The following is a 25,642-nucleotide window of genomic DNA, read 5'->3' as shown; positions in this document are numbered from 1 at the left end:
CGGCGAACCAGGCGGCCCGCGCGCCCGAGCGCGTGGCATGGATCGTGCTCGGCCACGGGCAATGAATGCCGTCGCCACGCCCGTCCCCGCCGCCATCGAGATCGTCGCGCTGAGCAAGCGCTACGCCCCGGGCACCCCGGCCGCCGTCGACCGGATCGACCTGCGCATCGCCAGCGGCAGCTACTGCTGCCTGCTCGGCCCCTCGGGCTGCGGCAAGAGCACCACGCTGCGCATGATCGCGGGCCACGAGTCGGTGACCAGCGGCGACATCCTGCTCGACAACCGCAACATCACCGACCTGCCGGCCGCCGCGCGCGGCACGGCGATGATGTTCCAGAGCTTCGCGCTGTTCCCGCACCTGTCGGCCACCGACAACGTGGCCTTCAGCCTCAAGATGAAGGGCGTGGCCAAGGCCGAGCGCCAGCAGCGCGCCAATGCGCTGCTCGAGCGCGTCGCGATGGGCCACCTGGCCGCGCGCAAGCCCGGCGAGCTCTCGGGCGGCCAGCAGCAGCGCGTGGCGCTGGCGCGCGCGCTGATCACCGAGCCGCGCGTGCTGCTGCTCGACGAGCCGCTGTCGGCGCTCGACCCCTTCCTGCGCATCCAGATGCGCGCCGAGCTGCGGCGCTGGCAGAAGGAGCTGGGCCTGACCTTCGTGCACGTCACGCACTCGCAGGAGGAGGCGATGGCGCTGGCCGACACCATGGTGGTGATGAACCACGGCGTGATCGAGCAGGTCGGTTCGCCGCACGCGGTCTACAACCATCCGGCCAGCGAATTCGTGGCGCGCTTCATGGGCGGACACAACGTGCTCGACACGCCCGCCGGCCCGATCGCGGTGCGCAACGACCGCATGCGGATCGCGCCGGCCGCCGAGACGGCCGAAGGCCTGGCCGCCACCGTGACCGACGTCGAATACCAGGGCACCTACGTGCTGCTGGGCCTCGCGCTCGACGCGGCCGCGCCCGGGCGCGCGAACGTCTCGGTGCAGCTCGGCGAGGCCGCCTTCCTCGCGCAGCCCTACGCGCTCGGCGAGGCCGTGCGGCTGTCGTGGGCCGACGCCGATGCGCGCGTGCTCGGGCCGGGCGCCAAGCCGCCGGGCGAACGCGCGCCGGAGCCCGCCGCCGCGCTGCGCGACGACACGGCCGCGCTCGCGATGACGCTCTGAGCCCCCTCTTTTCTTTCTTCCCTTCCGCGTTCCTCCCCTTTCTTTCAGGAGACTCAGCATGACCGACATCATCGACCCGACCCTCGGACTCAAGCGCCGCACCTTGCTGCAAGGCACGGCCGGCATCCTGGCCACGGGCATCGCGCCCTTCGTGCATGCGCAGGACAAGGTGGTGCTGCGCTACCTCGGCACGGCCGTGAACCAGGACAAGGCGATCGCCGAGAAGTTCAAGGCCGACACCGGCATCGAGATCCAGTACGTGGCCGTGACCACCGACGACGTGACCAAGCGCGCGGTGACGGCGCCCAACAGCTTCGACCTGATCGACACCGAGTTCTTCTCGCTCAAGAAGATCGTGCCGACCGGCAACCTCAAGGGCATCGACAGCAAGCGCGTGAAGAACGCCGACAAGATCACCTCGCTGTTCACCAAGGGCGAGGTCGCGGGCAAGAAGGTCGGCGACCAGGGCACGGCGCCCGTGAAGGTGATCTACCTCGAGGGCGAGAAGAGCAAGGCCTTCGCCAAGTCGGCCACGCAGTTCATGTCGCTGATCCCGACCACCTACAACGCCGACACGCTGGGCATCCGCCCCGACCTCATCAAGCGCCCGATCGGCTCCTGGGCCGAGCTGCTGAACCCCGAGTTCAAGGGCAAGACCGCGATCCTCAACATCCCCTCGATCGGCATCATGGACGCGGCGATGGTGGTGGAGGCCAAGGGCATCCACAAGTACGCCGACAAGGGCAACATGACCAAGGCCGAGATCGACCTCACGATCAAGACCTTGATCGAGGCCAAGAAGGCCGGCCAGTTCCGCGCGCTGTGGAAGGACTTCAACGAGTCGGTGAACCTGATGGCCTCGGGCGAGGTGGTGATCCAGTCGATGTGGTCGCCGGCCGTGACGGCCGTGCGCAGCAAGGGCATCGACTGCACCTTCCAGCCGCTCAAGGAAGGCTATCGCGCCTGGGCCTCGGGCTTCGGCCTGCCGGCCACGCTGTCGGGCAAGAAGCTCGACGCGGCCTACGAGTTCATCAACTGGTTCCTCGACGGTTGGGCCGGCGCCTACCTCAACCGCCAGGGCTACTACAGCGCGGTGCTCGACACGGCGAAGGCCAAGATGGAAGCCTACGAGTGGGCCTACTGGATGGAGGGCAAGCCCGCGGCGCAGGACATCAAGAGCCCGCAGGGCGACGTGATCGCCAAGGCCGGCGCGGTGCGCGACGGCGGCAGCTACGAGCAGCGCATGGGCGGCATCGCCTGCTGGAACGCGGTGATGGACGAGAACGAGTACATGGTGAGGAAGTGGAACGAGTTCGTCGCGGCCTGATCCCGTGAGTGCACCCACCGCCCGCGCGAACGCCGCCACCGAGCCGCTGCATGCCGTGAAGGCATGGTGGCAGGCGGCGCCGTTCGCGCTGGTGTTCCTGCTGTTCTTCCTGGTTCCGCTGGCGCTGGTGGCGATGGTGAGCCTGTGGAACTTCAACGAGTACGAGCTGATTCCGGCGTTCACGCTGCGCAACTACCTGAGCCTGTTCGAGGGCTGTTCGCGGCTGACTGACAACGGCGACCTCTGCGTGACGCTCAACACTTACCTGAGCACCTTCAAGTTCTGCCTGCTGGTCTGGGGCATCACGCTGCTGATCGGTTTCTCGGTGGCCTACTTCCTGGCCTTCCACGTGCGCTCTTCGACGATGCAGACGGTGCTGTTCGTGCTGTGCACGGTGCCGTTCTGGACCTCGAACGTGATCCGCATGATCTCGTGGGTGCCGCTTCTGGGCCGCAACGGGCTGGTGAACCAGGCGCTGATGGGCCTGGGGCTGGTGCAGCAGCCGGTGGAGTGGCTGCTGTTCTCCGACTTCTCGGTGGTGCTGGCCTTCGTGCACCTCTACACGATGTTCATGATCGTGCCGATCTTCAACAGCATGATGCGCATCGACCGCTCGCTGCTCGAGGCCGCGAACGACGCGGGCGCCTCGGGCTGGCAGACGCTGTGGAACGTGGTGGTGCCGCTGTCGCGCACCGGCATCCTGATCGGCTCGATCTTCGTCATCACCATCGTGATGGGCGACTTCGTGACCATCGGCGTGATGGGCGGCCAGCAGATCGCCTCGATCGGCAAGATCATCCAGGTGCAGACCTCGTACCTGCAGTTCCCGCTGGCGGCGGCCAACGCGATGATCCTGCTGGCCGTGGTGCTGATGATCATCTGGGGGCTGACGCGGCTGGTGGACATACGCAAGGAGCTCTAGGTGGTGTTCTTGCGTTGCCGATTTCGACCTGCGGGGCGCGCTCGCGCCGACGGGGTGCTCTGCTCCGCGAATGTCCCCCGGCCTTCGGCCTCCTCCTTGATTTCGCTGCGCAGAGCACCCCATCGACGCGAGCGAGGCACGGCCGTGATGACGGGCCAGGCTCCACGGTCGCGTCCAGATGCACGGGGTACCGGGTACTCCCCGCAGCGAAATCAAGGAGGAGCCCGAAGGGCGGGGGACATTCGCGGAGGGGAGTACCCGGTGCCCCGTGCATCCGCCCCGAAAAAAGACATGCCATGACCGACCACATCCGAGAAAAACGCCCTAAGGGCTTCTGGCCCCTGGCCACCGTCTTCGCCCTCTTCGTGCTGTTCCTCTACGGCCCGATGATCACGATCTTCGTGCTGAGCTTCCAGGGCCCCGAAGGCGGCCTGACCTTCCCGCTGCGGGGCGTCTCGCTGCACTGGTTTTACAAGCTCGCCGAGGGCCTGGGCACGGTCGACATCGGCGCCGCGTTCCGGCGTTCGCTCGCGCTGGGCGCCGTGGTCATGGGCTTCACCGTCGTGCTCTCGGTGCTCGCCGGCCTCGCGTTCCGCAAGAAGCTCGCGGGCGGCAACACCCTGTTCTTCGTCACGGTCGCGAGCCTGATCATGCCGTCGATCATCATCTCGCTGGGCATCGGCCTGCAGTTCCGGCTGCTCGACACCGGCATCAAGGCCCTGCTGACCGCCATGGACGCCACCACCCTGCTCGAGGGCTACGGCACCGCGCTCGGCCTGTTCAGCTCCGCCCTCGGCGCCCACCTCACCTGGACCCTGCCCTTCGGGTTGCTCATCATGTTCGCGGTCTTCAATCGCTTCAACCCGGCCTACGAGGAGGCCGCGCGCGACCTTGGCGCCACGCCCTGGCAGACCTTCCGCTTCGTCGTGCTGCCGCTGATCGGCCCCTCGATCGTGGGCATCGGCATGTTCGGCTTCACCCTCTCGTGGGACGAGATCGCGCGCACCTCGCAGGCCATCGGCGACGTCAACACCCTGCCGCTCGAGCTGCAGGGCCTGACCTCGACCGTGACCACCCCTTCGATCTATGCCCTCGGCACGGTGACGACCGTGGTGTCGCTGCTGGTCATGGCGGCGGCGCTGGGCGCGGCTGCGCTGCTGCGGCGGCGGTCGGTGCGGCAGCGCTGAGCACGGCGGGCCTCACCCGAAATAAGGGTGCTCGACCGGAAACAGCGCCCGCTTCACGAAGCTGCGCCACTGCGCCGGCGCGCGCGCACCCAGCACGACCAGGCCCGCGCTGTAGGCATGCGCGCGGTACTGCGGCGTCAATCCTTCGGCCGCCTGCTCGGCCTGGCGCGGATCCTTGCTGGTCTGCAGCACGGTCACGAAGGCGCGCAGGCGCTGCGCATCCTCGGGCGACATGTACTTGAGGAGCTCCAGCAGCCTGTCGACCGGCTGCCCGTGCCGGATGGCCAGGCCCACGCCGGGCATCAGCGCCTCGAAATCCTGCGCCGTCATCGCGCGTGAGGCCTCGAGCGCCTTCGCCACCTGCCTCTGGTTCGCCCCTTCCGACGCCCCGATGAACACCAGCAGGCGAACGGGCGGCGCGGTGCCCGCGTTCGCGATGCCGGAGGCCTTCTCGAGATTGCCGCGGCTCATCTCGAGATAGCCGAACGCCGAGCTGTCCGCGGGGATGCCCTTGCCGGAGTTCAGCATCTGCTGAATCTGCAGGAAGGTCGATTTGGCCGCCAGGTCGTCGAGCGACGCGCTCTCGCCCTGCTCGATGCGCCGGATGCGCGCCAGGTCGTCGACCGTGGCGGTGGTCAGCAATGGCGCCTTGGCTCCGGCCCGTTCGTAGGCACGGCGCGCCTCCGCCCAGGACTGCTCGCCGGCCCAGGCGTGACCGGCCGCGTAGGCGAACCAGGCACTGTCCGGATACTGCGCCGCGCCCTTCTTGAACGCCGCGTCCTTCTGCGCGCCATCGCTCATGCAGCGCACCACCAGGTAGGCGAGGTCCGCCTGCGCCGGATGCGCCTGGGCGAGCGCGCGATGCTGGGCGCAGACCCGCTCGCGGTCCGCGGGCGTGGCGGCCTGGTTCTGCTGTTCGCGCAGCGAGGCGATCTCGAGCGGCGCGCTCGCCAGCCGCGCGGCGACGATCCTCGCGCGGCTGTCGGGCGCGTGCTGGTCGGCCGCCGCGAACCATTCGAGCAGGTGGGCCGACTGTCCCGAATCCCAGCTGGCATGCACCTCGATGAGCGCCTTGCGCTCGTCATCGCCATCGACCATGGTCAGCACATTGCTCGCCGATCGTGTATCGGGTCCGCTGATGACCGAACGCGTGCCACCGCTGCTGCCCTTGCTGGTCGTGATCTGCCGGGGCGGCGGCTCGAACAGCGCGTCGGCCGACTGCGCCGACCAGCGCGGCGCGCCGAGCTTCCTTTCGGGCGGCGCGCTGCTCTGTCCATACACCGCCGTCCATGCCACCAGCGGCGCCGCGGCGGCCACGTTGTAGACGTAGTGCATGCCGATCAGTTCGGGGTTGGCCGAGAACGATTCGATCTGGCGCCCTTCGGTCGTGCGCGCGGCGATCTCGATCGTCTTGTCGGCCTCCACCTCGAAGTGCCGCTTGGCGCCCGGCGCGACCACCGCGCTGCGCCCGCCCACGCAGACTTCCACCTCGCGGTCGAGCCCGTTGTAGGCGATCACCGTGGCACTGCCGAGGGTGGTGCTGACGCCCATGAGCGCGGCGATCACGCCGCCCGCGACCACGAGGCGCGCGCCACCGGCCCACCAGCCGTCGGCGGTCTGGAATCTCGACCAGGCATCGAGCTTCTTCTGCCGCGGGCGCTCCTGCCCGTTCGTCAGCGTCGGGTAGCTTCCCTGCACCGCCGGCGCCGCCGGTGCCTCGCCCACGGCATCGGGCCGGCCCGATGCATCGGCCAGGCGCGCCTCGGTGCCCAGCAGTTGGTCGAGCGCGGCCCGGCGCAGCGCGCCGAGCGCCTCCACCATCGGGCGCACCCAGCTGTCGGAGGCGCGCAGCCACTCGTTGATGTTCTCGCGCGTCGGATAGCCGAAGCTGAATTCACCGATCATGGCCGCCCAGCTCTGGCTGCCCATCAGCGCGAGCGCCTGCGGCCCGACATCGATCGCCGGCGCGTCCTTCGCGATCTCGGCCATGCCGGTGAAGAGCGCGCTGGCATGCGCCAGCACGCGCTGCGCTTCGGCCTCGCTGGTCTTGCGCTTGGCGGTCACCATGGCGAAGGTGTTGAGCATCGCGGCCTGCAGGTCGACCAGGTTCGCCTCGGTGTGCTCGGCGTAGTGCAGCAGCCGCAGCTGCGCCAGCCAGCCGGCCTCCCACTCGGAGCCCAGTACCGCGGCCAGCGCGCGCAGCGTGGAGCGGCAGCGCCGGTCGTGGGCATCGAGATCGCGCTCGGCGGCCACGATGTCGCGGGCGACCTCTTCGATGGCGCCGGCGATGTCGCGCTTGCGGATGGCCTTGCCGCGATGTTCCAGGCGCGGGCCCTCGCTCCTCGCGATGCCGTCGCGCACGGCCTGCAGGGCGGCCCGCTCGTGCCGCAGCGCATCGAGCCGCTCGAGCATGCCCGACAGCGCTTCGGGATAGAGCCCCGGCAGCGCCGCCGCGGCCTCCGAAGCACCGATGCGGTCGAACAACTGCTCGGCCGTGTGCTGCGAACGCGTGACGGCCCGCCCGAGGTAGACGCCGCGATAGCGCCGCTTGTAGGACTCGCGGTCGTACTCGGCATGGAGCGTCTGCAACGCGGCCTCGCGCGTCGCCGTGGCCGGCGGCGGCACGATGTGGCTGATCAGCTGGCCGCAGATGCGCTCGCGGAAGGCCTGCGCGTCGTCGAACAGGTTCCACGCGGGGTCGGCACTGGCCTCGGCGGCGAGGTAGACCTTCTTCGCGTTCTCCTCGCGCTCGTGGCTGGCCGGGTGGGTTGCCCACATGCGCGAGACCGAAACCCGGTCGCGCTTGAAGATGCGGTGGGCGGCACGGTCGCCGGCCGACGCCGGCGGCACCCCGTAGTCCGGATCGTCGTAGATGACGCGCAGCTTGCGCAGCACCGCAGACTGCAGCTCGTACAGGTCGGGCACCGCCGTGCCCTTGTGCAGTTGCTGGTTGGCGAAGGCCAGCGTGCGGTCCCAGGCCGCGTCGGCCGACTGGATGCGGTAGAGCGCGTCGATGAGGGCGTCGCTGCCCGCCAGGCTCACGGACACCCGATCGGCCTGGAATTCCATCTCGCGCGACAACGCGCGATCGGCCAGCACCACCAGCCGGAACAAGGTGTCGACCACCGAGCGGATCGACCACACCAGCAGCGAGAACAGCCAGCCGACCCAAGCGATGCGCACGTCGGTGCGCGACAGGCCCTCGAGGAAGCGATCGAGCCCGTCGCGCTTGGCCACGATGTGGCCGGCGATCTGCTGCGCCAGGTACACCCAGCGCCCCACCGCCATGCTGCGCTGCGCGAAATGCCCGAACTCGTGCGCCAGCACGGCCTTGAACTCGGAGACGCTCAGCACGTTGAGCAGCGGCAGGCCGATCTCCAGGTTCTTCTTCGAGGGCAGGAAGAAGTTCAGCAGCGACAGGTCGTAGAAGACCGCCGCGTTGACGCGCGAGGACACGTAGACCCTGGCGGGCCGAGGTGCCCGCGCCTCGTCGGCCAGCCTGTAGAGGAAGGCGAACAGCCGCGGCTGCTCGGTGGCCGTGATCTCCGTCAGCCCGCCATGCTGCCCGCGCCGCACGAACACCAGCGCCTTCAGCATGAACACCGCGAGGAAGCCGGCGCCCAGGCCGACCGCGAGCAGCAGGAAGCCGTCGCGCGAACCATAGATCGCCGCGCGCATCGACAGATAGGCCTTCCAGGCGAGCCAGCCCGAGAACAGCAGGTAGGCGGCCACGAATCCCAGCAGCGCCAGCATGGCGAACCATGCATGGCGGCGGTAGGCCGGCGACGCTTTCGCAAGTTGACTCGCGGCCCCTCCCGGGCCCGCTGGATAGAGCGCATCCGACATGTGTTCCTCCCTCAGGTTTCTCTCTTGTTCGCCGCGGTGTTCGACACCCATCGATCCTTGCGACCGATAATCCTCAATCCTGGCAGATTCTTACATTTGCAAACAAAACATCAAGAGGGGAAACGTGCTCGAGAAACTCAACGAATTCACGGAGAGCCATGGCGAGCTGCGCCGCGGACGGGGGCTGGTCACCGGGACCATCGCGCTGAGCCTGGGCATCCTGTGTTTTCTCGGGGTGCTGGTGTTCCACTTTCCCCAGTACCTGAGCACGCCCGAGCTGCGCAAGAGCTACAACGTCGACGTGATGCGGCTGATCCTGCTGGCGGCGCTCGTCATCTCCGGCGGGCTCTCACTGGTCAACATCATCTTCAACCGCTCGCGCTGGCTGTCGTCGGCCGCGTTCCTGCTGGTGGCGGCCTCGGCCCTGCTCGGCGGCCACAAGGTCCCGGTCAACGACTTCGCCGACAACACCCCCTACATCGGCCTCGACTGGTTCATCCTCGACCTGCTCGGCTCCTCGCTGATCTTCATCTTCATCGAGAAGCTGTTCGCGCTGCGCAAGGACCAGCCCGTGTTCCGCGCCGAGTGGCAGACCGACTTCCACCACTTCGTGGTCAACCACATGATCGTGGGCTTCGTGCTGCTGGCCACCAACCTCATGGTGCACAAGCTGTTCGGCTGGGCCGCCAACGACGGCATCCGCGGCTGGGTCGGCAACCTGCCGTTCTGGGCCGGGCTGCTGCTGATCATCCTGGTGGCCGACCTGGTGCAGTACTGGACCCATCGCGCCTACCACGAGGTGCCCGTGCTGTGGCGGCTGCACGCGGTGCACCACAGCGTGAAGAGCATGGACTGGATGGCCGGCTCGCGCCAGCACATCCTCGAGCTGCTGATCACGCGCACCCTGGTGCTGGCGCCGATCTACGTGCTGGGCTTCAGCAAGGAAGTGATCGACGCCTACATCGTGGTGGTGGGCTTCCAGGCGGTGTTCAACCACTGCAACGTGAGCGTGCGGCTCGGCCCGCTGCGCTACGTGATCGTCACGCCCAACTTCCACCACTGGCACCACAGCCAGGACCAGGAAGCGCTCGACAAGAACTATGCGGCGCACTACGCCTTCCTCGACTACCTGTTCGGCACGGCCGTGAAGACCACCAAGCTGTGGCCCGAGAAGTACGGCGTGCTGGGCGACTACGTGCCCAACGGCTTCTTCAAGCAGTTGAAGTTCCCGTTCCTCTGGAAGGGCTGATGCGCGTGTTCCGCCAGACCTGCGCGGCCCTCGCTGCCGCGGGCGCCGCCCTGCTGCTCGGGGCCTGCGCCACCCGCCTCGACCTGCCCTCGCAAGACAGCGGCCTGCGCCTGCGGGTGCAGAGCTCGGTGATCGCGCCGGGCAATGGTGGCGAGCTGATCGCGGCCGATGCGCTGGAGCCCGGCGACATCCTGCTGACCTCGATCGCCACGGTGAACTCCTTCGGCATCCGGCTGGGCACCTTCTCGCCCGTGAGCCATGCGGTGCTCTACCTCGGCGACGGCCAGATCGCCGAGGCCGTGGGCACCGGCGTGCGCGCGCGGGCGCTGGCCGAGGTGGTCGACGAGGAACAGATGGTGGTGGCCTTCCGCGTGCCCGGCGTGGACGCGGCCGGCGCCGAACGCATGCGCGCCTGGGCGCTGTCGCAGGTCGGCGTGCGCTACAACACCGTGGGCGTGCTGCTCAACGCCCCCTTCGTGCTGAACCGCCGGCTGTGCGAGCTGCCGCTGATGCCGGGCGCGGTCAGCCACTACTGCATGAGCGGCATGGCCATGGTGCAGCTGGGCGCGAGCCGCGACGACCAGTTCTTCTGCTCGCAGTTCGTGCTCGAGGCCTACAACCAGGCCGGCCTGCCGATCACCAGCGCCGACCCACGCTGGGTCAGCCCGGCCGACCTGCTGCACATGCGCGAGGGCGACGTGCCCTCGATCGCCGCCACCCAGCCGCTGCGCTACGTGGGCCACCTCAAGTACAACCCGCCGCCGGTGCTGGCGGCCGACGGGCCATGAGCGCCGCGCCGGGCCGCCCCAAGCAAGCTCGCACCGCAGTGCGAAGCACGGAGGTACTTCAGTGAGCGAGGTCTCGCGTTTCGACGCCGTGGTGATCGGCGCCGGTGCCGCCGGCCTGTTCTGCGCGGGCGTGGCCGGCCAGCGTGGGCTCAGGGTGCTGCTGCTCGACCACAGCGAGAAGGTGGGCGAGAAGATCCGCATCTCGGGCGGCGGCCGCGCCAACTTCACCAACCGCGACCTCGACGTGCGCGCGCCGCAGCGCCATTTCATCGGCGAGAACCCGAATTTCTGCCGCTCGGCGCTTTCGCGCTATGCGCCGCAGCAGTTCGTCGAACTCGTGCAGAAGCACGGCATCGCCTTCCACGAGAAGCACAAGGGGCAGCTGTTCTGCGACGGCTCCTCGCAGCAGATCGTCGACATGCTGCTGGCCGAATGCGCGGCCGGCGGGGTCGAGCGCTGGCAGCCCTGCCGCATCGGGCAGATCACGTTTTCGGCCGAAAACGCAGATGGGACGAGCGTCGGCAGCTATCGAATCGAGAGCAGCCGCGGCCCGATCGAGACGCCGAAGATCGTGGTCGCCACCGGCGGCCTGTCGATTCCGCAGATCGGCGCCAGCGACTTCGGCTACCGCATCGCCGAGCAGTTCGGCCTGCGCATGGTCGCGCCGCGCCCGGCGCTGGTGCCGCTGACCTTCGGCGGCGAGGCCTGGGCGCCCTATGCCGAACTGGCCGGGCTGGCGCTGCCGGTGCGCATCGAGACCGGGGCCAAGAAGGAGAAGATGGCCTTCCTGGAGGACCTGCTGTTCACCCACCGCGGCCTCTCGGGCCCGGCCGTGCTGCAGATCTCGAGCTACTGGAAGCCCGGCGCGCCGCTCACGCTGGATTTCGCGCCCGGCGTGGACGTGGCCGCGGCCTTCGCCGAGGCCAAGCTGCGCTCGAGGAAGCGCATCGCCAACGAACTCGCCGCCCTGGTGCCCTCGCGGCTGGCCGATGCCTGGGTCGGCCAGGACGGCGCGCTGCAGCGGCCGATCAACGAGGCGGCCGACCGCGCGCTGGCCGCGCTGGCCGAGCGCATCGCGCGCTGGCAGATCGTGCCCTCGGGCACCGAGGGCTACAAGAAGGCCGAGGTCACGGCCGGCGGCGTCGACACGCGCGACCTGTCGTCCCAGACGATGGAATCGAAGCATCCGGGCCTGTATTTCATCGGCGAAGTGGTCGACGTGACCGGCTGGCTGGGCGGCTACAACTTCCAATGGGCCTGGGCGAGTGCCCACGCCTGCGCAAACGCGCTATAATCGCCGGCTAACTTTGGCCTTCCCTCAACGGCCACACACTTTTTCTTGTTGAGGAACCCCGGCCTGGGGCTCTCGATCCTCCCCCGGCCAAATTTCAAATCAACGATTCCTGATGACCACCATCCGCGTTAAAGAAAACGAGCCCTTCGACGTCGCCCTGCGCCGTTTCAAGCGCACCATCGAAAAGCTCGGCCTGCTGACCGACCTGCGCGCCCGCGAGTTCTACGAAAAGCCGACTGCCGAGCGCAAGCGCAAGAAGGCAGCCGCCGTGAAGCGCCATTACAAGCGCGTTCGCAGCATGCAGCTGCCCAAGAAGCTGTACTGACGCACCCTGGCACCGGAGACAGCGGCCGATTCGACAACCCGAACCCGCCGCCCTCCGCCCCGCCAACTGCCTTCCAGCCGCGCCAGGGAAACCTGCCGCGGCTTTGTTTTTTCCCGCAGGAGACCCCATGAGCCTCAAAGAACAGATCACCGAAGACATGAAGACCGCGATGCGCGCCAAGGACTCCGAGCGCCTGGGCACGATCCGGCTGCTGCTGGCCGCGCTCAAGCAGAAGGAAGTCGACGAGCGCGTCGAGCTCGACGACGCCATGGTCGTGGCCATCGTCGACAAGCTGGTGAAGCAGCGCAAGGACTCGGTCACCGCCTTCACCCAGGGCGGCCGCACCGACCTGGCCGACAAGGAAGCCGCCGAGATCAAGGTGCTCGAGGTCTACCTGCCGCAGCGCCTGGGCGCCGACGAGATCGCCGCCGAGGTCAAGGCCATCGTGGCCGAGCTCGGTGCCGCGGGCCCGGGCGACATGGGCAAGGTGATGGGCGCGGTCAAGACGCGCCTGGCCGGCAAGGCCGACATGGGCCTGGTGAGCGCCGCGGTCAAGGCCGCGCTGACCGGCGCCTGATCGCCATGACCGCCGGCACCGAGACCGCCGCGATCCCGAAGGCCTGCGCCTGCCTGGTCGACGCGCGCGGCCGGCTGCTGGTGTTCCGCCATCCCGAGGACGGCAACATGCAGCTGCCCAAGGGCACCATCGAACCGGGCGAATCGCCAGAGTTCGCGGTGCGGCGCGAGCTGCTCGAGGAATCGGGCATCGACCATGCCGGCGCGCTGGTCTCGCTGGGCACCCTGCAGCGCGACTGCGAGGCCGGCGTCGAGGGCAACACCCACCGCCATCCGCAGCTGTGGCACCTGTTCCTGATCCACGCCGAAGGGCCGCTGCCCGAGCACTTCGACCACGTGGCCATGGGCAGCCCCGAAGAGGACGGCCTGGTGTTCTCGTTCAGCTGGCTGGCGCCCGAGGATCCGATCGACGGCTACGCCCTGCCCTACCGCCAGGCCATCGAGCGCGTGCGCGCCGCGCAGGCCCTGGCAGCCGCCCAGCCCGTGGCCGCGGGCTGAACGACCCCCCGCGCGCTCATCCCATGGCCCGCACGGCCATGTAGGCGCCCAGCAGCCCCAGCCCGACCAGGAAGCAGCGCCTGAACACCGGCACCGGCAGCCGCTGGCGCAGCCAGGTGCCCAGCACCATCCCCACGATCGCCGGCACCAGCATCAGCGCCGAGCCGCCGAGCACCGCCAGCGGGTAGCCGCCGTTGCCCGCGAGCCCGATCGCCAGCACCACGGTCGAGGTGGTGAACGAGATGCCCATCGCCTGGATCAGCGCGTCGCGCTGGAAGCCCAGCGCCTGCAGGTAGGGCACGGCCGGCACCACGAACACCCCGGTCACTGCCGTCACCAGCCCGGTCGCGATGCCGACCAGCGGCCCGAGCCAGCGCTCGTGCGCGGGCGCCACCTTCAGTTGCCGCCCAGTCAGCCCCCACAGCGCATAGGCCACCAGCGCCACGCCGAGCGCCACCGAGGCCCAGGCGCCGGCCGGCACGCCCAGCCACCAGGCGCCGCCCAGCGTGCCCGCCACGATGCCGGCCTGCATGCCGCCGATGCGCCGCAGCACCGGCAGGAAAGTCGCGCGCGGCCCGGTCTGCCAGACGTTGGTCACCAGCGAGGGCACGATCAGCAGCGCCGCCGCCTGCACCGGCCGCATCCACAGCGCAAGCAGCCCCATCGACACCGTGGGCAGCCCGAGGCCGATCACGCCCTTGATCACGCCGGCCAGCAGGAAGACCGCCGCGGCGGCGATGCCATGCCCCGCGAGGCCGGCCAGTTCGTTCGAGAAGGAGGAAGACGTCATCGGCGCGCAGTCTGCCGGCCGTGGCGCCGGCCGGGAATCCGGCATTCGCGCAGCGAGCCTCAGGCACAGACTGAGGCCGGCGTGCTACCTTGCGGGCTCACCATGCGATTCGATCTCACCGACCTGCGGCTCTTCCTCCACGTCGTCGAGGCCGGCAGCCTGACCGCCGGCGCGCAGCGCTCGCACATGACGCTGGCCTCGGCCAGCCAGCGCGTGCGCGGCATGGAGGATGCGCTCGGCACCCCGCTGCTCACGCGCCATGCGCAGGGCGTGCGCCCCACCGAGGCCGGCCGCACCCTGCTGCACCATGCGCGCGTGGTGCTGCAGCAGATGGAGCGGCTGCGCGGCGAACTCGGCGAATACGGCCAGGGCCTCAAGGGCCATGTGCGCTTCCTCTGCGGCACCTCGGCGCTGACCGAGCACCTGCCCGAGGTGCTGGCGCGATTCCTGGCGCAGCATCCGCGGGTGTCGATCGACCTCGAGGAACGGCCCAGCCCCGACACCGTGGAGGCGCTGCGCGCCGGCCTGTGCGACATCGGCATCGTCTCCGACGCCATCGACACCGAGGGCCTCGAATGCCATCCGTTCCGGCGCGACGACCTGGTGCTGGTGATGCCGCGCGGCCATGCGCTGGCCGGGCGCCGGCGCGTGAAGCTGGCCGAGGTGGTCGACAGCGAGTTCGTCGGCCTGCCCGCCGACAGCGCGCTGCAGCAGCTCGTGACCATGCATGCGCGCGCGCTCGGGCGCCACCTGTCCTACCGCGTGCGGGTGCGCAACTTCGAGGCCGTGTGCCGCATGGTCGAGCAGGGCATCGGCGTGGGCATCCTGCCGCAGACCGCGGCCGCGCGCTGCGCGCGTTCGATGAAGATCGCGCGCGCCTCGCTGGCCGATGCCTGGGCCGAGCGCACCTTGATGGCCTGCGTGCGCAATTCCGAAGAGCTGCCGCTGAACGCGCGGCGCATGCTCGCCTACCTGCTGGAGCCGGTGGAGAAGCCTTAAGCCCCGCGCGTGACCGGCCGCCCCTGCGCCGCGCGCGCCGCCACGAAGGCCTCGAAGGCCTCGGCGCTGGTCTTGCGCGGGCGGTAGCCGAAGCGCTCCTTCAGCGCGGTGTTCGACAGCACCGGCCGGTAGCGCAAGAAGTCGAGCTGCTCGGGCCCGTAGCGGCTCACGCCGAGCGCCGAGCCCACTGACAGTGCCGTCTTCAGCACGCCCGCGGGAAAGTCGATGGTGCGCTTGCCCAGGCGCGCCGCGATCTCGTGGATCGGCAGCGCCCCATCGCCCGCGAGGTTGTAGCACCCGGCCGGCGCGCCGCCCTCGAGCGCATGGGCGATGGCGCCGGTCACGTCCTCGTCCCAGACGAAGACGAAGGGACTCGCGCTGCCGCGGATCGCGATCAGCCGCCGCTTCTCGAACAGCGCCGTGATCTGGTTGTCGACGCGCTCGCCGAGGATGGTGCCGATGCGCAGCACCGTCTGCGCCAGCGAGGGATGGCGCGCGCGCCAGTCGGCCAGCAGCTCCTCGACCTGGCGCTTGTGGTCGGCATAGGCGAACACCGCGTTGCCGCGCAGCGGCTGGCGCTCGTCGATCCAGGCCGGGTTGTCTGCGTGGTAGCCGTAGGCCGCGCCGCTCGACGACACCACGATGTGCGCGACCCGGTACATGGTGCAGGCCTTGAGCACGTTGCGCGTGCCGCCCACGTCGACCGAATGCTCGAAGTCGCGGTTCGAGTCCCTGCCCGGCGTGACGATCGAGGCCAGGTGCACCACGGTGTCGATGGCATGGTCGGCGAAGGCCTTGCCGATGCCGGCCTCGCGCACGTCCTGCGCCAGGTAGGCCACGCCCGGCAGCCGGCGCGCGGGCGGCACCTCGCGCACGTCGAGCGCCACCAGGCCCTCGAGCTGCCCATGGCCGAGCCGCGGCGCGAGCGCGGCCAGCACGCCGCGGCCCAGGAAGCCGTCGGCGCCCGTCACCAGCACGCGGCGCGCGGCGGCCGTCATGGCACGGCGGGCCGGCGGCCCCACCAGCTCGCGAGCGCGAGGCCCGCGATGATGTCCCAGAAGCCCCAGACGCCGGCCACCACCGCCATGCCGCCGAGCCCGCCGAAGAAGCTGAAGATCAGCACCAGCCCGAGCCCCGCGTTGCGGATGCCGACCTCGATCGCCACCGCGCGCCGGTCGTAGTCGGCCAGCCTCGACAGCCGCGCGCAGAGGTAGCCGGTGCCGAAGGCCAGTGCGTCGTGCAGCACCACGGCCAGCAGCACCAGCCCCACATAGTCGAGGAAGTAGCGCCAGTTGCCCGCGATCGCGCCGACGATGAAGGCGATCAGCGCGAGGAAGCTCAGGATCCGCGCCGGCTTCTTGATGCGCGCCGTGAGCCCCGGCAGCCGGTGCGCGCAGGCCACGCCGAGCACGAAGGGAATGCCGATGATCATCACGATGTGGCCCAGCATGTCGAGCGGATCGAGCGCGATGGTCTGGAGCAGCGGCGCGGCGGTCGGATGCAGCCCGCCCCAGAAGGCGAAGTTCAGCGGCATCAGCACGATCGACAGCGCGTTCGAGATCGCGGTCATCGACACCGACAGCGCCACGTTGCCGCCCGCGCGGTGCGTGAGGATCTGCGAGATGTTGCCTGGCGGGCAGCAGGCCACCAGGATCATGCCGAGCGCGATGCTCGGGGCCGGCTTCAGGACCAGCGTGAGCGCGAAGGTCACGGCCGGCAGCACGATGAACTGCGCGCCGATGCCCACCGCCATCGCGCCGGGCATGCGCGCCACGCGCTTGAAGTCCTCGATGCGCGTATCGAGCGCGATGCCGAACATCAGGAAGCCCAGCACCACGTTGAGCAGCACCAGCGAGGCCGGATTGAAGTGCAGGCGGATCTCGTCGACGGGCAGCATGGGGCGCGTGTCCTTTTTTCGTCAGCTCAGGAAGGATCGGCCAGCGCCGCCGAGGCGCCGCGCACCGCGGCGCGGTAGGTGTCCTTGTGCACGTAATAGGCCATGCGCTCGAGCTGCAGGTACTTGTAGCCGCCCGAGAGGTCGGGCGGCGGTCCCTTCGCGGCCGCGCGCAGCGCCGCGGCCTTGGGCGAGCCCGCCGCCTGCGCGCGCAGGTAGCGCGCCACCAGTTCGGCCTGCTCGTAGCGCCCCTGCCAGCCGATGCCGCTGGCCTCGATCATGCCGAGCACCGCGAGGTTCTCGAAGCGCGGCGAGAAGATGTTGAGGTGCAGCCGCGGCGCCATGCCCTGCCAGTCGAGCAGCGCGCGGTCGATGAACGGATAGTGCAGCGCATAGCCGGTGGCGGTGAGGATCAGGTCGTAGTCGTGCGTGCCGCCGTCCTTGAAGTAGACGGTGTGGCCGGCCAGCCGCTCGACGTCGGCGCGCACCGCGATGTCGCCATGGCCGATGTGGTGCAGGATCAGCGAATTGACGATCGGGTGCGACTCGTACATGCGGTAGTCGGGCTTCGGAAAGCCGAAGCGCGTGGGGTCGCCGGTGAACCACTGCAGCACCTTGGCGTCCAGCCGCTGCTTGAGCCATGGCGGCAGCGGCTTGCTGCCGCCGAGCGTGTCGGCCGGCTTGCCGAACACGTACTTGGGCACGAAGTAGTAGCCGCGCCGCACCGAGATGTCCACGCACTTCGCGTAGTGCACCGCGTCGACCGCGATGTCGCAGCCCGAGTTGCCCGCGCCCACGATCAGCACCCGCTTGCCCTTGAAGATCTCGGCATGCTTGTAGTCGCTGGTGTGCAGCAGCTCGCCCTCGAAGTGGCCGTCGAAACGCGGATGCTTGGGCTCCGACAGCGTGCCGTTGGCGATCACCACGCCCTTGAATTCGAAGGTCTCCACGCCCTCCTCGCCATCGCCGTCGGCCGGGCCCACGCTCACCTGCCAGGTGGTGTCGGGCGCGTCCGAGGTCGGCTCCACGCGCAGCACGCGCGTGCCGAAGCGGTAGTGCTCGCGCAGCCCGAAACGGGTGGCGAAGTCGCTGAAGTAGCGGCGCAGCTCGCGGTGGCTCGGGTAGTCGGCCACCGTGTCGGGCATCGGGAATTCGCTGAACTCGGTGGTCCTCTTGCTCGAGATCAGGTGCGCCGAGTGGTAGACCGTGGAGCGCGGGTTCGCGATGTCCCACAGCCCGCCCACGTCGCTGTGCGCCTCGAAACCCTGGAAGGGAATGCCGTGCTTCTGCAGGTTGCGGGCACCGGCGAGGCCCGAGGGGCCGGCGCCGATCAGCGCGATCTGTTCGTGGGTAGGCACTGTCACTGTCACGTTGGCGGCGAGCCTTCCTTCGGCGAGGGCGGTGATGAAAAAGGTGGCAGCCCGGGGATCGGCGTGGCGCCGGCCTCGCCCGCGCGCGGCTTGCGCGGCTGGCCGCGCAAGAGCCGGTCGTGCAGTGCCTCGGGCAGGCAAGCCAGCGCCTTCGAGAGCCAGCCGATGCGCCGCGGCAGCACGATGCGCTCGCGGCCCGCAGCCACCGCCGCGAGCGTGCGGCGCGCGGCCTCCTCGGGCTCGAGCAGCCCCGGCATCGCGAAGCGGTTGCCGGCGGTCAGCGCGGTGCGGATGTAGCCCGGGCTCACCGTGTGCACCCCGACGCCGGTGCCGCGCAGCTCGGCGCGCAGGCTCTCGAGGTAGCGGATCAGCCCGGCCTTGCTCGCGCAGTAGGCGCCGTTGCCCGGCATGCCGCGCCAGCCCGCGATGCTGGCCATGCCGACCAGCGCGCCGCGCGCCTCGCCGCGCATCGCGGCCACGAAGGGCTGGAAAGTGGTCGCGGCGCCCAGCAGGTTGATCTCGAGCATGCGGCGCAGCACCGCGAGGTCCTCGGCCTGCGCGGTGTCGAAGCCGCCGGCCACGCCCGCGTTGGCGATCACCAGGTCGGGCGTGCCGGCCCGGGCCATCCAGTCGGCGGCCATGGCCTGCATCGCCACCGTGTCGGCCACGTCGGGCGTGTAGACCGCGCAGCGCTCGGGCGCCAGCGCCTCGAGCGCGCGCAGCCGTTCGCGGTCGAGCCCCACCAGCGCCACCTGCGTGCCGTCGGCGATCAGCCCGCGCGCCAAGGCCTGGCCCAGGCCGCCACAGGCGCCCGTCAGCACGGCATTGCGAAAGCGAGGGGGCATCGGGGAAGCGCAGCTCGAAAAAAGATGCGCCCCAATGTAGCGGCGCGTTTTGCCGCGCCGCCCCGGCGTTTTCCCTTGCACGCCGGGCCGCGGGGGCCGGCGCCGCTCAAGCCTCGGCCGGAAACTCGATCTGGATCTTCACGTCCGTCGCCCGCCCCGCCGCGGCCTCCTCGAAGGCGCGGATGCCGTCCTCGAACGCGAAGGTGCGCGAGATGAAGGGCTTGACGTCGACCTGGCCCGAGGCGATCAGCGCGAGCGCGCGCGGGAAGATGTTGGCGTAGCGGAACACCGACTCGATGCGCAGCTCCTTGGCCTGGATCGCGACGATGTCGAAGGCCACCGGCGCCGGTGGAATGCCCACCAGCACCACGCAGCCGCCGGGGCAGGCGAGCTCGAAGATGCCCTCGAAGGCGCGCACGCTGCCGCTGGCCTCGAACACCGCGTTGGCGCCCCAGCCGTCGGTCAGCTCGCGCACCGCGTCGGCCAGCTTGCGCTCGCGGATGTTCACCGTGCTCACGGCCGGGTTGCCGGCGAACAGCGCGAGCTTCTCGGGCACCAGGTCGGCCAGGATCACGCGCGCCGCGCCGCCCGCGAGCGCGGCCAGCACGGTCATCGCGCCGATGGTGCCGGCGCCCACCACCACCGCCACGTCGCCGGGCTTGAGCGCGGCCTTCTTCGCGGCCTGCAGGCCGATCGCCAGCGGCTCGACGATCGCGCCCTCGGCGAAGCTCACGTTGTCGGGCAGGCGGAAGGTGAAGGCCGCCGGATGCACCACGTAGGGCGTGAGGCAGCCGTGGATCGGCGGCGTGGCCCAGAAGCGCACGGCCGGATCGAGGTTGTAGATGCCCTCGCGCACGGCGCGCGAGTCGAGCTGCGGAATGCCGGGCTCCATGCAGACCCGGTCGCCGGGCCGCAGGTGCGTGACCTCGCAGCCGACCTCGGCCACCGTGCCCGAGGCCTCGTGGCCGAGGATCATCGGCGCGTCGACCACGTAGGGCCCGATGCCGCCGTGCTGGTAGTAGTGGACGTCGCTGCCGCAGACGCCGACCGTGTGCATGCGGATCTTCACGTCGCGCGGACCGAAGGGCTGCGGCGGCAGCTCGATCTCGCGCAGCGCGAGTTCGTGGGCTTTCTCGAGGACAAGGGCTTTCATGGAGAACGGGTGTTTCTGAGGGGAAGTCGATGAAGGGGTTCAGTGCAGCGGCGCCACCGCGTCGCGCCGCAGCGAGCCGCCGGTCTGCGCGTCGAACAGGTGGAGCTGGGCCGCGTCGATGCCGAAGCGCACGCGCTCGCCGAGCCGCGGCGCGCGCGCCGAATGCACCAGCGCGGCGATCTCGCTGCCGGGTTCGTCACCGATGCTCACGAGCACCTCGTTGCCCAGGTACTCCACCAGCTGCACCTCGCCCACGAAGGCGCCCGCGTCGTCGGGCAGCGCCAGCAGGTGGGCCGGCCGGATGCCGAGCGTGACGCGCTCGCGCCCCTCGAGCGCGAAGCGGCGCGCATCCACGCGCACCGTGCCGCCGTGCCCGCGCAGCACGGCGCCGCCGTCTCCGTGCGCCACCGTCATCTCGAGCAGGTTCATCGGCGGCGTGCCGATGAAGCCGGCCACGAAGGCAGAGCGCGGGTTCTCGTAGATCTCGCGCGGCGAGCCCACCTGCTCGATGCGGCCGTCGCGCAGCAGCACGATGCGGTCGGCCAGGGTCATGGCCTCGTGCTGGTCGTGCGTGACGTAGACCGTGGTGGTGCGCAGCGTCTGGTGCAGCCGCGCGATCTCGACGCGCATGTGGTTGCGCAGCTTGGCGTCGAGGTTCGACAGCGGCTCGTCGAACAGGAACACCTTGGGCGTCTTGATCATCGCGCGCGCAATCGCCACGCGCTGCTGCTGGCCGCCCGAGAGCTCGGTCGGCCGGCGCTCGAGGTAGCGCTCCAGGCCCAGCGTGTCCGACACCTCCTTGACGCGGCGCGCGATCTCGCTCTTCGGCACCTTGAGGCGCTTGAGCCCGAAGGCGATGTTGTCGCGCACGCTCATGTGCGGATAGAGCGCGTAGTTCTGGAACACCATCGCGATGCCGCGCTCCTGCGGCGGCAGGTCGTTGACGCGCGTGCCGCCGATCAGCAGCTCGCCGCCGCTGATGTCCTCCAGGCCCGCGAGCATGCGCAGGATGGTCGACTTGCCGCAGCCCGAGGGGCCGAGGAAGACGACGAACTCGTTGTCCGAGACGTCGAGGTCGAACTGGTGCACCACCTGCGTGTCGCCGTAGCGCTTGATGATCTTGTGACAGCTGATTGCGGACATGTTGTTGCTTCTCTCGGAAAGGGGGGCGCGCGGTCTTCATGCGGCGTCGCGCTTGCGCTTGAAGGCCGCGTTGAGGAAGCCGCTGAGCACGCCGATCATCAGGAGCGGCGGCAGCGACAGCAGGATCACGGAGGCATTCAAGATGCCCCAGGGCACGTCGCGCCCGAGCTGGCTCAGCTCCGAGGCCACGATGGGCAGCGTCTTGGCGTCCGAGGTGGTCAGCATCAGCGCGATCAGGAACTCGTTCCACACCAGCACGAAGCCGAAGGCGATGGCACCGACCAGCGAGCGCGCGGCGATCGGCAGCGCCACCTTGAAGAAGATCGCGTAGGGACCGTAGCCGTCGACGCGGCCGGCCTCCTCCACCTCCCGGGGCACCGCCTTGAAGGCCGGGATCGCGAGCCAGATCACGGTCGACAGCGTGAGCAGCGTGTAGGTCACGATCAGCGCGATGCGCGTGTCGTAGAGCTCGAGCTGCAGCCAGATCACCATCAGCGGGATCGCCACCGCCACCGGCGGCAGAAAGCGCATCGACAGCACGAAGAACTGGATGTCGTCGGCGCGCCGCACCGGGTAGCGCGCCAGCGCATAGGCCGCGGGCAGGCCCAGCAGCGCGCCGATCAGCACCGCCGAGCCCACCACCACGAGCGAGTTGACGAGCCCCTGCGCGACCGCCTCGCGGCCCAGCACGTAGGCGTAGTTCTCGAGCGTGGGCGTGAAGAGGAACTTCGGCGTCGCCGAGACGATGTCGACCCGGTTCTTGAACGAGTTGAGGAAGGTCCAGAGCACCGGCACCAGCGCCGAGAGCGCGGCGGCGGCCAGCACCAGCCGCGCCACCAGGGTGCCGAGGCCCGGGCGCCGGCGCGCGGCCGGGCGGATGGCGGGCGCATCGCCGGCACGCAAGACGGGCGCGGCGGAAGTCGTGGCGGGGGTCATGCGGGCCGGGTCCATTTCCAGAGGTAGGTGAAGGCCACGGTCGAGGCCACCATCATCAGCACGGCCATGCTCGAGGCGTAGGAGATGCGGCCCGACTCGATGAAGCCCTGCGAGAAGGCGTACATGTCGAGGGTCTCGGTCGAGATGCCGGGGCCGCCGCGCGTCATCACGTAGATCAGGTCGAAGGCGCGCAGCGACTCGATCATCTTCACGAACGTCAGGCTGATCAGCGGCGCGCGCAGCATCGGCAGCGCGACGAAGGCGTAGACCTCCCAGGGCTTCGCATGGTCCATGCGCGCCGCCTCGAAGGGCTGCGGCGGCAGGGTCTCGAGCAGCTTGAGCACGATCACCGCGAAGAACAGGCCCCACTGCCAGACGTCGACGAAGGCCACCGTGAGCAGCGCCGTGAGCGGCTGCGCGAGCAGGTCCAGCGGCTCGCCGGTGATCGCCTTGTAGGGCCAGGTCAAGAGCCCGAACAGCGGATGGAAGGCGAACTTCCAGACGAAGGCGGCCGACACGCGCGGCAGCAGCACCGGCACGATGAACAGCATGCACAGCAGGTTGCGCCAGCGCGGCGTGGCGCTCTGGAACAGCAGCACGCCGAGCAGCACCGCGAGCCCCATGGTGGCGCTCACGGTCAGCAGCTCCCAGGTCAGCGAGACGCCGACCGAGTTGAGGAAGCGCCGGTCCGAGAACAGCTGCAGGTAGTTGGAGAACCACACCCAGCCGATGTCGGACTGGCCGAGCTCGCGGTCCTGCAGCGACACGGCGATGGCGAACACGGTGGGCACCAGCGCCAGCACCGCGAGCACGAGCAGGCCGGGGCCGATGAAGACGAGCGGCAGTCGGGTCTTGTGAAGGGTCATCGCAGGACTCGCAAGGAACGCGGGGCCGGGCGGCTCACTTGCGGCGCCGCGCGATCAGCTGCTTGGCGTAGCCGTCGAGCTCGTCGAGGCCGGCCTGGATGTCGGTGCGCGAACCGGTGATCAGCTCCTCGAGGATGATCCCCCAGCGGTCGCCGAGGTCGGGCCAGGCCGGGTCCTGCCAGAAGTTGACCGCGGTGAGCTTGCCGGTGTCGGCCAGCGCCTTGCCGAGGTCGGCGCCATAGCGCTTGGAGAACTCGGGACTGCCCAGCACGCTGGTGCGGTTCAGTTCGCCGAACTGGCCCTCGGCGAGACGGCGCTGCTCGTTCTTCTTCGAGGTGGCCCAGGCGATGAAGAGGCCGGCGCACTTCTTCGCCTCCTCGCTCTTGTTGGCCTTGGCGCCGATCGCCAGGCCGTGGCCGTAGCCGCCGCCGGTCAGCGGCGCGGGCGGCGTGGCATAGGCGATCTTGCCGATCACGGTCGACATCTTGGGATCGAGCGCGTTGCCCGCGAGCGGGGTCGACTCGACCAGCATCGCGACCTTGCCCGCGAGGAAGGCGCCGGTGGCCTCGTCCCAGCCGCCGGTCTTGGTGCCGGGCGCCGAGTACTTGAAGAGCTCGAGGTAGGTCTGCGTGGCCTTGAGCGCGGCGGGCGAGTCGAACACCGGCTTGTCGCCGTCGAACCACTGGCCGCCGTAGCCGCGGAAGTAGGGCATCCAGCGCCACACGTTGGCGCCCGAGCCGCGCTGGCCGCGCAGCGCCACGCCATAGACCCCGTTGGCCGGGTCGTTGAGCTTCTTCGCGGCGGCCACGAACTCCTCGAGCGTGGCCGGCGGCTTGATGCCGGCCTTCTCGAGCAGGTCCTTGCGGTAGACCATCAGGTCGCCGCCGCCGGTCAGCGGCGCGAACCAGGCCTCGCCCGCGTAGGTGGCGACCTTCTGGCGGCCGGGATCGAAGTCGGCGTAGTCGTAGTCGGCCGGGTAGTACTTCGCGAGCGGCACGATCCACTTCGACTGCGCGAACAGCGGCACGTTGGCCTCGTCCACGTAGTAGACGTGGTACTTGCCCACGGTCGAGGCATCGGCGCGCGTCTTGGTGCGGCGGTCGTTCTCGTTGAGGTTGTCGATGCTGAACGAGGCGCCGGCCAGGGTCTTGAACTCGTCCTTGTACTTTTCGAGCAGGGTCAGGCCGTCACGCGGCTGCGCCAGCACCCGCACGTCCTCCTTGCACGACGCGGCCTGCGCCAGTGCGGCACCGGCGGCACCGGCCGCCAGCAGCGCCACGAGCAGCGTGCGGACCCGGACGCGCCTCCCTGCGGATTCTTTGAACATCGCTTGTCTCCGTTGAACTTGTTGCGGATCGCCGGCCGAAGCCGGGGAACAAGCCCGCCGTGCCGGGCGCCCTTTTCGGGGGGCGGCGCGACAGCGACGGGACGGGGTGAAGCGTATGCAGCGGCTCAGCGGTGCCGCGTACCCCCCAACCGGGGTACTGGTACTTTCATGACCAGGCCGACTGGGGTTTTACCGGGGTCGTGGGCGGGTAGTGGACCGTGCGCAGCCCGAAGCGCTCCTGCGCCTGCTGGCGGTAGGCGCTGGGCGTCATGCCCTTGTGCTGCAGGAAGCGGCGGTTGAAGTTGGCGATGTTGAAGAAGCCGACCTCGTAGCAGATGTCGCTGACCAGGCGGTCCGAGGTCTGCAGCATCTGGCAGGCCTTGGCGATGCGCAGCCGGGTCACGAACTCGGTGAAGGTGCTGCCCATCTGGCGGTGGAAGTAGCGCGAGAAGCTGCTCTCGGCCATGTTCGCGATGGCGCTGACCGAGGCCAGCGAGATCTCCTCGGCCAGGTGCTCGTCGAGGTGGTCGAGCACGCGGCGCATGCGCGTGCTGGTGGCGGGGTCGCCGTCGGAGGGCTCGTCCTCGCTCGAGATCAGGCGCCAGTCCTCCCAGCGCGCGAGCTCGTGCAGCAGGCCGATGAACTCCGCCAGCCGCGCCATGCCCTCGTGCGCCTGCACGCGCTGGAAGCGCTCGCGCGCCACTTCGCCGATGCCGAAGAACTCGATGCCGCGGCGCGCGCGGTCGAGCATCGGCAGCACCGCGTCGATCTCGGGGAACAGCGCCGAGCCCTTGCGCAGCGGCTCCTCGCGGAAGTGGATCACCATGCTGCGGTCGGCGATGCCGTCGGCCGGCACGTCGTCGGAGATCCAGGTGTGCGGCAGCCGCGAACCCACCAGCGCCACGTAGCCGGGCTCGAAGCGGCCAATGTGGTTGCCCACGAAGGCCTGGCCGGTGGTGCGGTTGATGATCTGCAGCTCGTACTCGTCGTGGTAGTGCCAGCAGTCGAAGGGCCAGGGCACGCCGTGCTGCAGGCAGCGCACGGTGCCGCCGCCCGCGGGCTCGAAGCCCAGGCGCGGGTCGCGCAGCAGTTCGTGTTCGAGTTCGGGTTTGCGGGCGGCGCGCTGTGTTCTGCTCATTGTT

Annotated in this window: 23 protein-coding genes; 11 read left to right on the top strand and 12 right to left on the bottom strand. The window is 69.7% G+C overall.

What is annotated here, in order from left to right; translation table 11 throughout:
* Positions 1-61 precede the first annotated feature (61 nt).
* The 4 genes from AC07PU_RS17840 (at position 62) to AC07PU_RS17825 (ending at position 4,601) form a co-directional block, all read left to right on the top strand.
* Positions 62-1,165 carry an ABC transporter ATP-binding protein gene (locus AC07PU_RS17840; protein ID WP_495319178.1) on the top strand — a complete coding sequence of 368 codons (1,104 nt, stop codon included), beginning with the start codon at positions 62-64 and terminating at the stop codon, positions 1,163-1,165.
* A gap of 58 nt (positions 1,166-1,223) precedes the next feature.
* Positions 1,224-2,492, top strand: a complete 1,269-nt coding sequence (locus tag AC07PU_RS17835; RefSeq protein WP_093339417.1) for an ABC transporter substrate-binding protein — start codon at positions 1,224-1,226, stop codon at positions 2,490-2,492.
* 4 nt (positions 2,493-2,496) lie between these two features.
* Complete coding sequence (locus tag AC07PU_RS17830) at positions 2,497-3,414, top strand: ABC transporter permease (protein ID WP_093339420.1); 918 nt, start codon at positions 2,497-2,499, stop codon at positions 3,412-3,414.
* Positions 3,415-3,710: 296 nt separating this feature from the next.
* Positions 3,711-4,601 carry an ABC transporter permease gene (locus tag AC07PU_RS17825; protein WP_495319176.1) on the top strand — a complete coding sequence of 297 codons (891 nt, stop codon included), beginning with the start codon at positions 3,711-3,713 and terminating at the stop codon, positions 4,599-4,601.
* A 12-nt stretch (positions 4,602-4,613) separates the two neighbouring features.
* Here AC07PU_RS17825 and AC07PU_RS17820 read toward each other — a convergent pair whose 3' ends face one another.
* Positions 4,614-8,354 carry a M48 family metalloprotease gene (locus AC07PU_RS17820; protein ID WP_495319174.1) on the bottom strand — a complete coding sequence of 1,247 codons (3,741 nt, stop codon included), beginning with the start codon at positions 8,352-8,354 and terminating at the stop codon, positions 4,614-4,616.
* A 217-nt stretch (positions 8,355-8,571) separates the two neighbouring features.
* On the opposite strand from AC07PU_RS17820, the gene AC07PU_RS17815 reads away from it, so the two are divergent.
* From AC07PU_RS17815 to AC07PU_RS17790, 6 genes are all read left to right on the top strand, one after another.
* Positions 8,572-9,696 carry a sterol desaturase family protein gene (locus tag AC07PU_RS17815; protein WP_495319172.1) on the top strand — a complete coding sequence of 375 codons (1,125 nt, stop codon included), beginning with the start codon at positions 8,572-8,574 and terminating at the stop codon, positions 9,694-9,696.
* On the top strand, positions 9,696-10,484 hold the full coding sequence (locus AC07PU_RS17810) for a YaeF family permuted papain-like enzyme (RefSeq protein ID WP_495319170.1): 789 nt from the start codon (positions 9,696-9,698) through the stop codon (positions 10,482-10,484). The genes AC07PU_RS17815 and AC07PU_RS17810 overlap by 1 nt, the downstream gene beginning before the upstream one ends.
* Before the next feature lie 61 nt (positions 10,485-10,545).
* Positions 10,546-11,778: a BaiN/RdsA family NAD(P)/FAD-dependent oxidoreductase gene (locus AC07PU_RS17805; RefSeq protein ID WP_495319169.1), complete on the top strand. Its 1,233-nt coding sequence runs from the start codon at positions 10,546-10,548 to the stop codon at positions 11,776-11,778.
* Positions 11,779-11,890: 112 nt separating this feature from the next.
* Positions 11,891-12,103, top strand: a complete 213-nt coding sequence (gene rpsU / locus AC07PU_RS17800) for a 30S ribosomal protein S21 (protein ID WP_007833691.1) — start codon at positions 11,891-11,893, stop codon at positions 12,101-12,103.
* 127 nt (positions 12,104-12,230) lie between these two features.
* On the top strand, positions 12,231-12,680 hold the full coding sequence (locus AC07PU_RS17795; protein ID WP_093339432.1) for a GatB/YqeY domain-containing protein: 450 nt from the start codon (positions 12,231-12,233) through the stop codon (positions 12,678-12,680).
* Between the two features lie 5 nt (positions 12,681-12,685).
* Positions 12,686-13,177, top strand: coding sequence for an NUDIX domain-containing protein (locus AC07PU_RS17790; protein ID WP_093339434.1), 492 nt, complete (start codon positions 12,686-12,688; stop codon positions 13,175-13,177).
* 16 nt (positions 13,178-13,193) lie between these two features.
* On the opposite strand, the gene AC07PU_RS17785 is transcribed toward AC07PU_RS17790, so the two are convergent.
* Entirely contained in the window at positions 13,194-13,967 is a 774-nt protein-coding gene (locus tag AC07PU_RS17785) for a sulfite exporter TauE/SafE family protein (RefSeq protein WP_495319166.1), read from the bottom strand.
* Positions 13,968-14,069: 102 nt separating this feature from the next.
* On the opposite strand from AC07PU_RS17785, the gene AC07PU_RS17780 reads away from it, so the two are divergent.
* On the top strand, positions 14,070-14,966 hold the full coding sequence (locus AC07PU_RS17780; protein ID WP_208513308.1) for a LysR family transcriptional regulator: 897 nt from the start codon (positions 14,070-14,072) through the stop codon (positions 14,964-14,966).
* On the opposite strand, the gene AC07PU_RS17775 is transcribed toward AC07PU_RS17780, so the two are convergent.
* The 10 genes from AC07PU_RS17775 to AC07PU_RS17730 all read right to left on the bottom strand — a co-directional run bounded on the left by AC07PU_RS17775 (position 14,963) and on the right by AC07PU_RS17730 (position 25,638).
* A complete protein-coding gene (locus tag AC07PU_RS17775) occupies positions 14,963-15,964 on the bottom strand; it encodes an NAD-dependent epimerase/dehydratase family protein (protein WP_495319164.1) in 1,002 nt (333 codons plus the stop codon). The genes AC07PU_RS17780 and AC07PU_RS17775 overlap by 4 nt on opposite strands.
* Positions 15,961-16,863, bottom strand: a complete 903-nt coding sequence (locus AC07PU_RS17770; RefSeq protein WP_495319162.1) for a bile acid:sodium symporter family protein — start codon at positions 16,861-16,863, stop codon at positions 15,961-15,963. The genes AC07PU_RS17775 and AC07PU_RS17770 overlap by 4 nt, the downstream gene beginning before the upstream one ends.
* Before the next feature lie 26 nt (positions 16,864-16,889).
* Positions 16,890-18,218 (bottom strand): flavin-containing monooxygenase, encoded by a 1,329-nt coding sequence (locus AC07PU_RS17765; RefSeq protein ID WP_495319160.1) that lies wholly within the window; start codon positions 18,216-18,218, stop codon positions 16,890-16,892.
* An 8-nt stretch (positions 18,219-18,226) separates the two neighbouring features.
* Entirely contained in the window at positions 18,227-19,075 is an 849-nt protein-coding gene (locus tag AC07PU_RS17760) for an SDR family oxidoreductase (RefSeq protein WP_495319158.1), read from the bottom strand.
* Positions 19,076-19,181: 106 nt separating this feature from the next.
* Positions 19,182-20,228, bottom strand: coding sequence for an NAD(P)-dependent alcohol dehydrogenase (locus tag AC07PU_RS17755; protein ID WP_495319156.1), 1,047 nt, complete (start codon positions 20,226-20,228; stop codon positions 19,182-19,184).
* A 39-nt stretch (positions 20,229-20,267) separates the two neighbouring features.
* Positions 20,268-21,371 (bottom strand): ABC transporter ATP-binding protein, encoded by a 1,104-nt coding sequence (locus AC07PU_RS17750; RefSeq protein WP_495319154.1) that lies wholly within the window; start codon positions 21,369-21,371, stop codon positions 20,268-20,270.
* A gap of 36 nt (positions 21,372-21,407) precedes the next feature.
* Positions 21,408-22,307: a carbohydrate ABC transporter permease gene (locus tag AC07PU_RS17745; RefSeq protein WP_256222232.1), complete on the bottom strand. Its 900-nt coding sequence runs from the start codon at positions 22,305-22,307 to the stop codon at positions 21,408-21,410.
* Positions 22,304-23,173 (bottom strand): carbohydrate ABC transporter permease, encoded by an 870-nt coding sequence (locus AC07PU_RS17740; RefSeq protein ID WP_208513026.1) that lies wholly within the window; start codon positions 23,171-23,173, stop codon positions 22,304-22,306. Before AC07PU_RS17740 ends, AC07PU_RS17745 begins: the two co-directional genes overlap by 4 nt.
* 34 nt (positions 23,174-23,207) lie before the next feature.
* Complete coding sequence (locus AC07PU_RS17735; RefSeq protein WP_208513027.1) at positions 23,208-24,500, bottom strand: ABC transporter substrate-binding protein; 1,293 nt, start codon at positions 24,498-24,500, stop codon at positions 23,208-23,210.
* 166 nt (positions 24,501-24,666) lie between these two features.
* Positions 24,667-25,638 (bottom strand): helix-turn-helix domain-containing protein, encoded by a 972-nt coding sequence (locus AC07PU_RS17730; RefSeq protein WP_398492136.1) that lies wholly within the window; start codon positions 25,636-25,638, stop codon positions 24,667-24,669.
* Positions 25,639-25,642 lie beyond the last annotated feature (4 nt).

It is taken from the genome of Variovorax sp. GW821-FHT10D07, from assembly GCF_059415325.1.
Note: the sequence above shows the minus strand (reverse complement) of the source record. Positions and strands in the feature narration are given on the sequence as shown.